Raw genomic sequence first — 13,549 nt, 5'->3', positions numbered from 1 at the left:
CACCGCAGCTTCGCCAAAACCCCACCCCGCAAAGGTGGGGTTTTTGCGTTTCAGGCGCCGCCCTTCAGAACACTCGCGCCAAACACCCAACACTCCGGCTTACGTATTCGTCAACACGCTAAAATAGTGCTTTAGCCGAATGTCTTCGCAGCTTTTACAAAACAGGTCTTCATGCTACGTCTAAGCGAAATCAAGCTGCCGCTTGAGCATTCGGAAAGCGAACTCGAGTCGGCAATTCGCTCACGTCTCGCGCTTATTCATGTCCCTGCCGATGGCCTGATCCGCTATACGGTATTCCGTCGCGCGCATGATGCTCGCAAGCGCTCCGACATCAAGCTCACGTATATCGTTGATGTCGATGTGAAGGACGAAGCCGCCGCGCTTCGTTATCTGGACGACCAGCCGCATTGCACTGTAACGCCGGACATGGCGTACAAGTTCGTCGCGAAGGCGCCGGTGTCGATGACATCGCCGAGGCCGGTTGTGATTGGCATGGGCCCGTGCGGATTGTTCGCCGGCTTGATCCTCGCGCAGATGGGATTTCGTCCCATCATCCTGGAACGTGGCAAGGCTGTTCGCGAACGGACCAAGGATACCTGGGGCCTGTGGCGGAAAAACGTGCTGAATCCAGAGTCGAACGTGCAGTTTGGCGAGGGTGGTGCCGGGACGTTTTCGGACGGCAAGCTGTACAGCCAAATCAAGGATCCCAAGCACTACGGGCGCAAGGTGCTCGAAGAGTTCGTGCTTGCCGGTGCACCCGAGGACATCCTGTATCTGAGCCGGCCGCATATCGGTACGTTTCGACTGGTGGGCATGGTCGAGAAAATGCGCGCGACCATTCATCAACTCGGTGGCGAAGTACGCTTCGAATCGCGTGTCGAAGATATCGAGATTGACGCCGGCAAGGTGCGTGGTCTCACGCTTTCCAACGGCGAAACGCTGCGCTGCGATCATGTCGTGCTGTCGGTGGGGCATAGCGCGCGAGACACGTTCGAGATGCTGCACGATCGCGGCGTCTACATGGAAGCAAAACCGTTTTCACTCGGATTTCGAATCGAACATCCTCAAGGGCTGATTGATCGGAGCCGGTTCGGCAAATTCGCGGGACATAAACTGTTAGGCGCAGCCGATTACAAGGTCGTTCATCACTGCAGCAACGGTCGCGCGGTTTATAGCTTTTGCATGTGCCCGGGCGGAACGGTGGTTGCGGCGACGTCTGAAGTGGGGCGCGTCGTCACGAATGGGATGAGCCAATATTCGCGCAACGAGCGCAATGCGAACGCGGGTATTGTCGTCGGAATTACGCCGGACGATTTCCCTGGCGGCCCACTAGCAGGGATTGCGTTTCAAAGGCAGTGGGAAGAGCGGGCGTTCGAACTCGGTGGAGGTGATTACTGTGCGCCGGCCCAGTTAGTCGGTGACTTTATTGCGAGACGCCCGTCTACCGCGCTTGGAACAGTCGAACCGTCGTACAAACCCGGCGTTCGTATGACCGACCTTACCAGCGCATTGCCTGAATACGTGGTCGAGGCGATTCGCGAAGCATTGCCGCAGATCGACAAGAAGATTCCCGGTTTCGCGATGCATGATGCTGTGCTGACGGGTGTGGAGACGCGTACGTCGTCGCCGATCCGGGTTCGCCGGAAGGACGATTATCAGAGCGTGAACGTCGACGGGCTTTATCCCGCAGGCGAAGGCGCGGGGTACGCCGGAGGCATTTATTCGGCCGCGATCGATGGGATAGAAGTGGCCGAGGCGCTGGCGTTGAAAATGATGGCGGCCTGAGGCGTCTCGTCGGCCACGGGCGGTACGCTATCTAAAACGGCGGCACTTTTTCGCTCGCGGTCGGTAGGCAAGGTATCAATAGCCGAGACGCTGCTGCCAAACACGACTGCCGCTGCCAATCAACTGCCGCTTTCGCTCAAGTAATCACCCCCACCTGCCACGGCACGAACTCGTTCTGCCCGTAACCGTGCGCTTCGCTCTTCGACGCCACTCCGGACGCGCAGTCCAGCATCATCTGGAAAATGGCTTCTCCGAGCTGATCAATGGACGCGGTTCCATCGATAACCCCGCCGCAGTTGATATCGATGTCTTCTTCCTGCCGCTCCCACAGCGCGGTGTTCGTGGCAAGCTTCAACGAAGGCGAGGGCGCACAGCCGTAAGCCGAGCCGCGCCCGGTCGTGAAGCAGATCAAATTCGCACCGGACGCAACCTGGCCTGTTGCCGAGACAGGGTCGTACCCAGGCGAATCCATGAACACAAACCCCTTCGCATCGATAGGTTGAGCGTATTCATAGACTTCCACTAGTTTCGTCGTGCCACCTTTCGCCACCGCGCCCAGCGACTTTTCGAGAATTGTCGTCAGGCCGCCGACCTTGTTTCCGGCCGATGGATTGTTGTCCATTGCCGCACCGTTTCGCGCGCAATAATCCTCCCACCACTTGATGCGTGTCAGTAGTTTTTCGCCGACTTCCCGGCTCACCGCGCGTCGAGTCAGCAAATGTTCCGCACCGTAGACCTCGGGCGTCTCGGAGAGAATCGCTGTGCCGCCGTGCTGAACGAGGCGGTCGACGGCCGCGCCCAGCGCCGGATTCGCCGAGATCCCCGAATAACCGTCCGAGCCCCCGCATTGCAATCCGACCACCAGGTGCGACGCCGGCACGGGTTCGCGTTTGACGCGGTTGGCATCGACGAGCAGTTCTTTCACCATCGCGATGCCGCGTTCGATCGTCTTGCGCGTGCCGCCGCTGTCCTGGATCGTGAAGCTGCGCAGTTTCGTACCGTTATCTTTCAGGCCAGCCGAACCGAGGATGCCGGAAATCTGATTCGTCTCGCAGCCCAGGCCGATGAACAGCACCGAATGAAAGTTCGGATGGACGGCGTAACCCGCGAGGGTGCGACGCAGGATCGCGATGCCATCGCCGAGAGAATCTATGCCGCAGCCCAGTCCATGCGTCAATGCGATCACGCCATCCACGTTCGGATAATCGGCGAGCGCTTCGGGGCGAACATCGCGGCGAAAGTGATCGGCGATGGCGCGCGCCACCGTTGCCGAGCAATTCACACTCGTCAGGATACCGATGTAATTGCGCGTGGCCACTCGGCCGTCGTCTCGACGAATTCCCATGAACGTAGCGGGTTTATCGGCGAAATGGGTTTCCCGGATATCGACACCGAATTCGTGTTCGCGCTCGAAATCCGCCATGCCGAGGTTATGGACATGAACGTGCTGGCCACGCGAGATAGCATCCAGCGCCACACCGATAATCTGGTTGTAGCGCCGCACGGGTTCACCTTTGGCGATGTCGCGCGTGGCGATCTTGTGGCCCGGCGGGATCAACCCGCTGACCAACAGCGGCTCGACTTCAGACGTAATACGCGCGCCCGACATCAACTGGCGCGTCGCGATCACGACATCGTCGTTGGGATGAAGGCGGATAACGGTGTGATCGATAGGCATAACGAGTATTCCTCAGGATAGCGCCGAGACAAGCCGTCGCTGTTCAATATTCAAGTCGAGCTCACGCGCGAGCTCGACAGCTGGTTTGAACCGCCGTTGTTTTTTCTCTGCATGGTTACGCGCGATGTCGGAGAGCCGGTGATCCAGAAACGGATTCTCGAAGCGGTCGCGGACATCGACGAGATAGGCGTGCGCGGCGTCGTGCTCGCCGAGGGCATCGAAAACGGGCAGCACTTCGTCGCGCCATGTCGATTCCAATGTTATACGCCACCGCTCATTGCGCATGGCGTCGCGGACGTTGGTGTCGGCGTCGGCCTGGTCGGCGAGCCATAGTTCGGCGAGCATCGTATGGCCGAGGTTGAGCAGCAAAAGCTTGAGGCGCTCGTAGTGGGCGAGGTTGTCGGTGAGCACGATGTCCTTGTGCTCGCACGGCAGGACCATCCCGGGTTGGCGCTCGATTGCCCATAACGCGTAGGGCTCGGCAATGGCGCCAACAGGATGAATCGGTTCCGAGACAATACGGTCGACCAGCGAGTTCACCCAGATGCAGTCGCGCTGCAGATACTGGATGAAAGCCTCGTCTGCTCGCCACTCCTTGGCAATGCCGATAACCAGATCGCGCAATGTGTCGCCGTTACGCGATACCAGTTCGCAAGGAAGCAAGGTCATCGGCTCAGCGCCCGCGATAAACCGGTCGTGTAGCAAGGCTGCGAGCTTGGCGGGAAAACCGCGAGGGACGGAGTTCTCCCCTAGGCTTCGAGCAATGTCGTCCTCGAAGCGAACGTAGCCGGTGTCACCCGTGTTCGACACGATCACCTTGACGTCTCGCCGCACGCGCTCACGTAGCGTTGGCCAGTCATCGGTGGCGTTGAGGGCTTCAGTGATCGCGTCGCATTGAACAGTTACATCAATGGTCGCATCGCCTCGCCGGCCGCGAATCCGCACGGGGTACACGCTCGAGGCGCGCAATGCGTCGATCCGCGCCCGGCTTTGCGCATTCGATGTGCTCTGCACGACGGTAATCCGTCCCAGCGCCTTCGACGGATCATGCCGCGTAGCCTCAGCGACGAAGAAATCGACATGCGCCTGGAGAAAACGGCTCGTACCGAACTGGAGAATCGGATTGCTCATCGTCTATATGAGCGAGTCAGCACTCGACCAGTGCCTTGATCACGCCCGCGGACGGGTCGAGCAGCTTGGCAAATTCGCTCGGCAAATCGCTTAACTTGAGTGTGTGCGTGTTGAGCGCGGCCGTGGGAATGAGACCCGCGCGCATCGCGGAAAGTACGGTTTCAAAGTCGTCCGGCGTGGCGTTGCGGCTCGCGAGCAGGGTGGTCTCGCGTTTGTGGAATTCGGGGTCGGAGAACGAGATCCGATCGCTAACAATCGATATCAGCACGTATTTTCCGCCATGTGCAACGAACTCCAGGCCGCGTTCCATCGCTTTCACGTTGCCGGTGGCGTCGAAGACGATATCGAAAAACTCATTGCCGGTGAGCTCCGCAAGCTGCTTTGCATCCGCCGCGGCGCCGGTTGTATCCAGATGCACTACGTGGTCTGCGTTTAGCAGCGTTTCGCAGAATCGCAACCGGTCCTCGCGGCCATCCAGCACCGTTACTTCCGCGCCGCGCAGCTTGGCGAAGATCAACGCCGCCATTCCGATCGGCCCGGCGCCGACCACCAGCGCACGCTGCTTCGGTTGCACGTCGGCTCGCGCTACAGCGTGCGCGCCGATAGCCAGGAATTCGATCATCGCGGCTTGATCGAGGGTCACGCCGTCGGCTTTGAACACAAATGCCTGCGGCACGGCGAGTTGCTCGACCAGGCCGCCGTCGGTATGCACGCCCAGGACGCGAATATTCATGCAGCAATTCGGCTTCTTGGCCCTGCACGCGATACATTTCCCACACGCAAGATAGGGCATTACGTAAACCTGATCGCCCTTTGCCACGCGTGCGCCGGCCGGCGCCGATTCGACGATCCCCGACAACTCATGCCCCATCACCCGCGGATACGATAGAAACGGCTGTTTCCCGGTGTAGATATGCAGATCGGTACCGCACACGCCGACACGCTTGATGCGAATCAACACGTCGTCAATACCGGGTTCGGGCGACGGGCGATCAATCAGAACGAGCGAGCCGGGTTGTTCGCAGATGACAGTTTTCATGGGGATAGGAGTGATTTTTTGGCCTTACCAGAATGCATATTAATTTCCTAAAACGTAATTGGTCAAGCCAATTAGCCTCGGCTAGGGGTTTGGCCTGACCAACGGCGGCATCGTTGTTTAGAATTCAGCCTTGCGGCAAGCCATTCGGCGAGCCTTCCGCCGATTCGGCCCACCTGCCCAGATAAGGAGCCTTCGTGGCTGTCAAACCCATGGAGACGCGTCGTCTCTATCTTCAGATTGCCGATAAACTGCGCGCGCTGATCGAAGAACAAGGCTTCGCGCCGAACGCTCGCCTGCCGTCCGAGCGTGAGTTGGCGCTGATGCTGGGGGTGTCGCGGCCGTCGGTGAGAGAGGCGCTGGTGGCGCTGGAGCTGGAAGGGCGCGTTGAAATCCGGATGGGATCGGGCGTCTATATCTGTGCATCGTCCGCTGCCGGATCGCGCTCGAGTCTGCCACCGGGAACGGAATTCGGCGACAGCCTGCTGGAAATCATGACCGCGCGAATGGTGATCGAGGGTGCTATCGCGGCGAATGTGGCTGCATTCAGCAAACCGAAGGCGCTCAAGGCGTTGCGCGAGATTTACGAAAGCATGGCGCGGGAAGTGGCGAACGGGCAAATTCCGCTGGCGGCGGACCGCGCGTTTCATTTAGCCGTGGCGCAGATGTCAGGAAACGATGTGCTGGTGCGCACGGTAACGAGTCTTTTCGACGAACGGCATAGCCCGTTGTCATCCAAACTGCGCGTGCATTTTGAAGGGGAGGAAACCTGGGCGGCCGCGTTAAGCGAGCACAAGGACATACTGGACGCGCTCGAAGCACGCGATGCCATTCAGGCCCAGGCTTCAATGCAGCGCCATTTGAAGGCGTCGTACGAGCGGTTGATGACGCGCCGCAAGCATTGAAAAGGACCTTCAGGCCAGTCCGCGATCATCCCGGACTGGTCTTTCGAACAACGTGCAAGCAGCATCAACCTGGATAAGCCTCATCCACCTTCAGACCGGCGAGCTTGAAGATTACGCGCAGTGTCTGCGGCGCAATCTCGCGCCGCGAGGCGAGGGTCGTGAGCACGAAATCCATCACTTTCGCGTACTTGAGCATGGTCAGGCACGTTTCCATGTCGGTGGTGCCGTCACGCATGACTTCTGCGAGCCGCAACATTTCGCCGGAAATCTCTCGAGCCATTTCGAGTTCAAGTTGCTGTTTTTCGCTCCACTCAGGCATTGACGTGAGCTTTGCAAGCATTTCCTGAAACTGCTGTTCGGCTTTACTGTCTCGGATTGGGTCCATCGCCGTCCTCATTTTGTTTCGCGTGTTCCCCAAGGGAACGCGCCGTGTTCGTTAGGTGTTTCGTAACAGACCCTGCGTCGACGTTCGGCGGTGCGTTTCACCGGCCACGGCCTCAAGCGTTGCCGAGGCCATCCATTCGTCGCGCTTGGCTTTGCTACCAAGGCGTCCTGCTATGAAAGTCGCTGCTTCTTGCCGCCGTAATATCCGTCCATCCCGTTGGTTTTCCCGTCCTCAATGCACGAAATGATCCATCTGAAACCCGGGTTCCTCGGTGCTGCCTTGAGGAGACTCGAAACCTCTGACAGTTCCCGATGCTGCGTCATGCGGGAGCGTCTATGCGCTTTTGGGTAAACTTGCCGAATTACAATCGATACAACCAGCGGTTAGCGCACACTTCTCGCCGAAAAACTCCGCGTGACCCGCCTACAGAATCACTACGGTATCCAGACGATGGCCAAGAAGTCCCGGGCGCCGAACGCGCCCATTGCATCAACGGATTCGTCCGATAAAACGCCTGAAACCTCGGCCAAGCACGACATCCGTCCCGGCCAGTCCCTCGAACTTTTGAAGGAACTGCACATCTTGACGCGCGACGGCAAGATGAATCAAGACAGCCGTCGAAAGTTGAAACAGGTCTATCACCTGTTTCAGTTCATCGAACCCTTGCTTGCGGAAATTCATGCAAAAGAGGGTTCGGTGACGCTGGTCGATCATGGAGCGGGCAAGTCTTACCTTGGCTTCATTCTCTACGATCTCTACTTCAAAGCTCTGCGCGATCGGTCACATATCTTTGGTATTGAGACACGATCGGAGCTGGTTGAAAAGTCCGAGGAATTGGCAGCGCGGCTGGGATTCGAGGGCATGTCGTTCCTGAATCTGTCGGTGGCTGAATCGACTACGTCAGACCGTTTGCCCGAGACGGTGGATGTCGTCACGGCACTGCATGCATGCAATACCGCCACTGACGACGCGATTCATTTCGCTTTGCAGAAGAAAGCGAAAACCATCGTGGTGGTGCCGTGTTGTCAGGCCGAAGTGGCGTCGGTTCTACGCAAGAACAAAAGCCATTCGCTATCGAAGAATGTGCTGACGGAAATGTGGCGGCATCCGCTGCATACGCGCGAATTCGGCAGTCAGATCACGAATGTGCTGCGCTGCATGCAGCTGGAATCGCATGGGTATCAGGTCAGCGTGACGGAGCTCGTCGGCTGGGAGCACTCGATGAAAAACGAGTTGATCATCGCGCAGTTCAAAGATTTGCCGCGCGGAAAACCCGCGCAGCGTTTGTCCGATGTGCTAGAAACGCTCGGTCTGGAAGAGATGCGCGAGCGGTTCTTTACGACTTGACCCCGGCGTCACGTTTCATGTGTTCGACCCAGCCGGCGTGGCCGAGACGGCGTAGGGTGGCCATGTTGCGCTCGTAGATATCGGCGGCGTCGGGGAACGCTCTGGCCGCCTGTTCAATGCTCGCCTCGCGCAGCAAATGGAAGATCGGGTACGGCGCGCGGTTCGTGAAATTTTCGATGTCGTCGGGTTCTGCGTCATCGAATTGATAGTTCGGATGAAAGCTCGCGATCTGTAGTTCACCTTCCAGCTTCAACTGTTTCAGCAAGGAATCGGCGAAATGAAGGGCGTCGTTGTAGTCGGCGAAACGGCCAAGTGCGTGAGGGACGATCAACAACGTGGTGTCGGTTTGTTCCGGATCGGTATCGGCCAGATGCTTCAGTTCGGTTTCAATATCGGCCAGAACCTCTTCAAACGTGCGCGCTTCGCTGACTGCGTAGCGGATCTGGTCCTTCACATACACGGCTTTGGCAAACGGGCACAGGTTCAGGCCAATGACGGCGCGCGTGAGCCAGTGCCGCGTTGAATCGATAATCTCTTCGTTCACAGTTCAATCCTGTCATCACCGCACGCCGCTTTCACCAGCATCGCGGCCGTGGCGGGCGCTGTGCGCATCGGTCCGCAACCCGGGCCGAAAGTCTGACTCGCGGCATACACGCCCTCGACCAGTAACACGAGGGAATCGGCGAGAAGTTGAGGATCGGCGGCGCCCGCCGCGGTCGACAACTCCAGCAACCGGCTGATCAGATACTGCTTGTTGTTCGCCACGGACACCCTCGCCGGATGTTCCCTATCCGCGAATTCGCAGGCCACGTTCACGAACGGACAGCCGCGATAATCCGGATTCGATGCCCGTTCGACAAGGTCAGTCATGCTCTGCACCAGCGCTTTGGCCGGTTGACCCGGATGTTTCGCGATACTGCGTTCGACCCGCTCCCGGAAGCGCTCGTCCATGCGCGTCAGATACGCCACCACGAGATCGTCCTTCGACGAAAACTGCCGGTACACGCTCATCTTGTTCACGCCCGCGCGTTCGACGACCGCGTCCACGCTGATCGCCCGAATCCCATCGCGATAAAACAGCTGCTCTGCGGCGTCGAGCAATTGCTCCTGCGCGGTGGCGCCGTCCATGTGCCGGCGGGCGGGCTTTTTATCGGCGACAGGGTCTTCATTCGATATGCGTACCACGGTCATGTCCTTAACTTTCGAAGGGATTCTTGACATGTTACCGAGCAGTCACTAAGCTCGCAACCTAAATGTGACTGAGCGGTAACGTTCGTCGAAAGATAGTCAGAAGAAACCGGAGCGAAGGATGAATTGGGCAGCCAGGAGGCTTTCGGGCCGCATGCATTACGCGTGGTTATCGGTAGGCGTTGTGTTTCTTGTATTGCTCGCGGCGGCCGGCACGCGTGCGACACCCAGCGTCATGATGTTGCCGCTTGAAGAGGAATTCGGCTGGAGCCGCGCGACCATTTCGCTCGCGATCTCCATCAACCTGGCGCTGTACGGCTTGACTGGCCCGTTCGCCGCCGCCGCGATGCAGCGTTTCGGCGTGCGCCCCACGTTGCTTGTCGCGCTGGGGGCGCTGGCGACCGGCGTGGGGTTGTCGACGCTGATGAATGCACCGTGGCAGATGATCCTGGTGTGGGGCGTGCTGGTAGGCGGAGCCACCGGCGTCGCGGCCATCACGCTGGCGGCGACAGTGGTGAATCGCTGGTTCACGTCGCATCGCGGATTGGCGATGGGGATTCTCACTGCCAGTTCGGCCACCGGTCAGCTTGTGTTCCTGCCCATGCTCGCGGCGATCACCGAGCGGTTTGGCTGGCGTCCCATGGTGCTGGTCGTCGCAGCGGCCGCGGCGGTCGTGTTGCCCCTGGTGGCGTGGCTGCTGCCCGAGCGTCCCGCCGATCTCGTGCTGCGCCCGTTCGGCGAAGCCGCCGACGCGCCGCCGCCCATTCCCGTCGCGCAGAAGAATCCAATCGCGCTTGCCTTCGGCACGCTGGGCATGGCGAGCAAGACGCGCGATTTCTGGCTCCTGTCGGGCAGCTTTTTTATCTGCGGCGCGAGCACGAACGGGTATATCGGCACGCATCTGATCGCCATGTGCGCCGATCACGGCATGACCGAAGTACAGGGCGCGGGTCTTCTCGCTGCCATGGGTATTTTCGATCTCTTCGGCACGACGCTGTCCGGCTGGCTATCCGACCGCTTCAACGCTCGCGTGCTGCTGTTCTGGTACTACGGCTTGCGCGGGTTGTCGCTGATGTTCCTGCCGCACGCGTTTGGTATCGATTTCTATGGCCTGCCGGTCTTCGCGGTGTTCTACGGGCTGGATTGGGTGGCAACCGTGCCGCCGACTGTCCGGCTCGCTACCGATGTCTTCGGCAAGGAGTCGGCGCCCATCGTATTCGGCTGGGTCGTGGCGGCGCATCAGTTCGGCGCGGCGTTTGCGGCGCTCGGCGGAGGCATGCTGCGCGCGAGTCTCGGCACCTACACCGTCGCAACGATGATCTCAGGCAGCCTGTGCATTGTCGCGGCAGTGATGGTCTTGCGAATCAACAAGGCGCCGCGCGCCATACAAGCGGTGGCGACCTGACAGCGGCCGCTCGCCGGCGTGCCGGAGTTGTATCGAACTTGTCACCGCAGCGCGGGTTTGCCGCCTTGGTTATTCTTATGGTCTTGCAGCGTGCCGGTGAGCGCACGCTGTCCGGATCAACCAACCAGGGACTGCTGCATGACCGAAAAAATCGCACCTACTGAAATCGCAATCGATGCGCTGCTGGCCGGCCGCTGGAGCCCGCGGGCGATATCGAACAAGGCGGTGAGCCGCGAGCAATTGCATAGCGTGCTGGAAGCCGCGCGTTGGGCGCCGTCCGCGTCCAACCTGCAGCCGTGGCGTTTCCTGACCTTTGATCGCAACCATGACGAAGCCGCTTTCCAGAAGGCTTTCGCCACGTTGGTGCCGTTCAACCAAGGCTGGAATGCCAACGTGCCCGTGCTGATTTGCGTGCTGGCGTCGACTGTGACGCCCAAGGGCGAAGTGAACCGCATCGCTCCATACGATACGGGCGCCGCGGCGATGTCGCTGGTGCTCCAGGCGCATGCGCTCGGTCTGGTGGCCCACCAAATGGCTGGTTTCGACACCAACGCGTTCCGCGAGGCGTTCTCGTTGCCGGACGATATCGAGGTGATTTCCATGATTTCGCTGGGACATCATGGCGATCCGGCCTTGCTCAACGGGGTTCTGCTGGAGCGCGAAAACGCACCGCGCTCGCGCTCGGCGATTGGTGAAATTGCGTTCGATGGCGCTTGGGGCAGAGCGTTCAAGTAAGCGGTTTGAGTGGCTGCATGTGCAGGACCGCGCGGACGTCGGATAGACGCCGCGCGATCTGGATTTCGGCTTTCGAGATTTCATTATCCCGAATGGCTGTGACTCGATGTTCCGGGGATCGAATCACCGGAAATTTCCTCTGCGATTGCCGGGATTGCTGCGCGACCTCCATGCGAGCGGCGTCTTCCATATAATGAGTTTTGTATCTTAAGGGCTACAAAAATAACAAAAGATGGTGATTGTGATGCCGATGGGCTACAAGGTGAACGTTGTCTTTGTGCCTTATAGGCTACAATTTTCACATAATCAGACGTTCTGATGCCCTGGGGCTACACATGACAACTCTTGTCGATATCGCCGATATGTTGAAAGACGCTCGCCGGCAGGCCGAGCTATCGCAAGCCGAACTCGCTCGACGTGCCGCGGTCGCGCGTACGACGGTAGCCCGCATGGAAACGCTTGCGAAGGGCGACATGAGCGTCTCAGCGCTTTTGCGCTTGCTTGACGCGGCTGGTTATGACTTGAAGGTGGTGAAGCACGGTCACACCCGTACCCTTGAAGATATCCTCGCTGAGCAGCGCGAAGGCGAGAGCGCTCCATGAAGCTTGACGTCCATGTCAAAGGAAAAAACGTTGGACAGCTTTATCGGGAGCGGGATGAATACGTTCTGAAGTACAGTCCCGACGCGCAACAGAGCGATTTTGTCAGCCTCACGATGCCCGTTCGCGATACGCCGTGGAAATGGCCGCGTGACCTGCATCCGTTCTTCCGGCAGAACTTGCCGGAAGGCTATTTGCTCGATGTGATCAGGGAGGAGTTCGGCCCCTATCTCGATGGTACAGATCTGTCGTTGCTTGCCGTGGTTGGCGGCATCGGCATTGGCCGGGTGACGGTTACGCCAGAGGGCGTGGCGCCTGGTACAAAGCTAGAGCCATTGCAAATCGACGACCTGCTCGCGGGGCATAACACCGGGGACTATTTCGCCGCGCTCGTGCGCAGGTACGCTCGCGCCGCCATTTCCGGCGCGGTGCCGAAGTTCATTGCGCCTGAAGCGCTGCCTGGCGAATCAGGTGGCTCCTTCGGAAAATCGACCATTCGCACAAGCCGGCACATTATCAAAGGCTCCGATGAGAAAACCCCGTATCTCGGGTTCAACGAGTTCTACTCCATGCGAGTCCTCGAACGTCTGGGCGTTGCGCCCGTTGCCAGAACGCGCATGTCCGACGACGGACGCGTGCTAATTGTCGATCGGTTCGATGTCGATGAAAACGGGTTACCGGTTTGTGGCCTGGAGGACGCATGCGGACTGCTCGGTCTGCCGCCGCACGAGAAGTACGGCGCGACAACGGAAAAAGTGCTCAACGCAGTCAAGCCTTATTTGGCGCGGTCGGGCCTTCGGCCGCAGTTGGAGCATTTCGGTTGGCTCTTGCTGACAAATTACGTCGTGCGCAACGCGGATTGCCATTCGAAAAACATCGCGCTTTACTACACGTCCTATGAGGACGTGGCGTTCACGCCTGCGTACGACATCGTCACTACCCAAGCTTACCCGCGCTTTGCGTCCAACCCGCCTGGCTTGTCTATCGATGGCCGCAAAACCTGGGCGCCCGGAAAGACACTGGAGCGATTTTTCAATACTCGCCTCGGCGTTCCACCGCGTCACTATGCCGCCATGGTTGAGCGGTTGTGTGAATCGGCGGTTACGGTTGGTCATGAAATCATTGAGGCGGCCAAGAACGAATCGCAATGGAATGGCATAGCCAAACAAATGCTTCACGCCTGGAACGAAGGCATGGCTTCGCTGCGAAGTCCCAAGCGGGCGGAATTGTTCAGCGGTCTTACTTCGGCTATTAACGCAGCGGGTTTCTCCGAGCCGGAAGCCCCTGTTACATCTCGCGAGATCATCGGGCGTTCGGAGCTGTTGGCCAAACCGCGTACAGAGTCATAACCGCTT

At 59.1% G+C, this 13,549-nt stretch carries 13 protein-coding genes; 7 read left to right on the top strand and 6 right to left on the bottom strand.

Annotated elements, in window-relative coordinates:
* The first annotated feature begins 171 nt into the window (after positions 1–171).
* The gene (locus FH08_RS0131375; protein ID WP_031362152.1) at positions 172–1,785 is read left to right on the top strand and encodes an NAD(P)/FAD-dependent oxidoreductase; all 1,614 of its coding nucleotides are present in this window, start codon (positions 172–174) and stop codon (positions 1,783–1,785) included.
* Between the two features lie 136 nt (positions 1,786–1,921).
* On the opposite strand, the gene FH08_RS0131370 is transcribed toward FH08_RS0131375, so the two are convergent.
* The 3 genes from FH08_RS0131370 to FH08_RS0131360 are packed head-to-tail and all read right to left on the bottom strand — an operon-like array spanning position 1,922 to position 5,633.
* Positions 1,922–3,463, bottom strand: coding sequence for a UxaA family hydrolase (locus tag FH08_RS0131370; protein WP_031362151.1), 1,542 nt, complete (start codon positions 3,461–3,463; stop codon positions 1,922–1,924).
* 12 nt (positions 3,464–3,475) lie between these two features.
* Positions 3,476–4,594, bottom strand: a complete 1,119-nt coding sequence (locus tag FH08_RS0131365; protein WP_031362150.1) for a D-mannonate oxidoreductase — start codon at positions 4,592–4,594, stop codon at positions 3,476–3,478.
* A 16-nt stretch (positions 4,595–4,610) separates the two neighbouring features.
* Complete coding sequence (locus FH08_RS0131360) at positions 4,611–5,633, bottom strand: zinc-binding alcohol dehydrogenase family protein (RefSeq protein ID WP_031362149.1); 1,023 nt, start codon at positions 5,631–5,633, stop codon at positions 4,611–4,613.
* Between the two features lie 194 nt (positions 5,634–5,827).
* Between FH08_RS0131360 and FH08_RS0131355 the strand changes: the two genes are divergently transcribed.
* Complete coding sequence (locus FH08_RS0131355) at positions 5,828–6,535, top strand: FadR/GntR family transcriptional regulator (RefSeq protein ID WP_152602963.1); 708 nt, start codon at positions 5,828–5,830, stop codon at positions 6,533–6,535.
* Between the two features lie 64 nt (positions 6,536–6,599).
* Here FH08_RS0131355 and FH08_RS0131350 read toward each other — a convergent pair whose 3' ends face one another.
* Positions 6,600–6,920, bottom strand: a complete 321-nt coding sequence (locus tag FH08_RS0131350) for a hypothetical protein (protein ID WP_031362147.1) — start codon at positions 6,918–6,920, stop codon at positions 6,600–6,602.
* A gap of 450 nt (positions 6,921–7,370) precedes the next feature.
* Between FH08_RS0131350 and FH08_RS0131345 the strand changes: the two genes are divergently transcribed.
* Positions 7,371–8,267: a class I SAM-dependent methyltransferase gene (locus FH08_RS0131345; RefSeq protein ID WP_081889633.1), complete on the top strand. Its 897-nt coding sequence runs from the start codon at positions 7,371–7,373 to the stop codon at positions 8,265–8,267.
* On the opposite strand, the gene FH08_RS0131340 is transcribed toward FH08_RS0131345, so the two are convergent.
* Complete coding sequence (locus FH08_RS0131340; RefSeq protein WP_031362145.1) at positions 8,257–8,811, bottom strand: DUF1415 domain-containing protein; 555 nt, start codon at positions 8,809–8,811, stop codon at positions 8,257–8,259. The two genes, FH08_RS0131345 and FH08_RS0131340, sit on opposite strands and share 11 nt — an antisense overlap.
* Complete coding sequence (locus FH08_RS0131335) at positions 8,808–9,395, bottom strand: TetR/AcrR family transcriptional regulator (RefSeq protein ID WP_051888678.1); 588 nt, start codon at positions 9,393–9,395, stop codon at positions 8,808–8,810. Before FH08_RS0131335 ends, FH08_RS0131340 begins: the two co-directional genes overlap by 4 nt.
* Positions 9,396–9,576: 181 nt before the next feature.
* Here FH08_RS0131335 and FH08_RS0131330 point away from each other — a divergent pair, with 181 nt between their 5' ends.
* From FH08_RS0131330 to FH08_RS0131315, 4 genes are all read left to right on the top strand, one after another.
* A complete protein-coding gene (locus tag FH08_RS0131330) occupies positions 9,577–10,860 on the top strand; it encodes an MFS transporter (RefSeq protein ID WP_031362143.1) in 1,284 nt (427 codons plus the stop codon).
* A 138-nt stretch (positions 10,861–10,998) separates the two neighbouring features.
* Positions 10,999–11,595: a nitroreductase family protein gene (locus FH08_RS0131325; RefSeq protein ID WP_031362142.1), complete on the top strand. Its 597-nt coding sequence runs from the start codon at positions 10,999–11,001 to the stop codon at positions 11,593–11,595.
* Positions 11,596–11,930: 335 nt separating this feature from the next.
* On the top strand, positions 11,931–12,197 hold the full coding sequence (locus FH08_RS0131320; protein WP_031362141.1) for a helix-turn-helix transcriptional regulator: 267 nt from the start codon (positions 11,931–11,933) through the stop codon (positions 12,195–12,197).
* The gene (locus FH08_RS0131315; protein ID WP_031362140.1) at positions 12,194–13,543 is read left to right on the top strand and encodes a type II toxin-antitoxin system HipA family toxin; all 1,350 of its coding nucleotides are present in this window, start codon (positions 12,194–12,196) and stop codon (positions 13,541–13,543) included. The genes FH08_RS0131320 and FH08_RS0131315 overlap by 4 nt, the downstream gene beginning before the upstream one ends.
* Positions 13,544–13,549 lie beyond the last annotated feature (6 nt).

This window comes from Caballeronia sordidicola (assembly GCF_000729995.1).
Classification (GTDB): Bacteria; Pseudomonadota; Gammaproteobacteria; order Burkholderiales; family Burkholderiaceae; genus Caballeronia; species Caballeronia sordidicola_A.
Note: the sequence above shows the minus strand (reverse complement) of the source record. Positions and strands in the feature narration are given on the sequence as shown.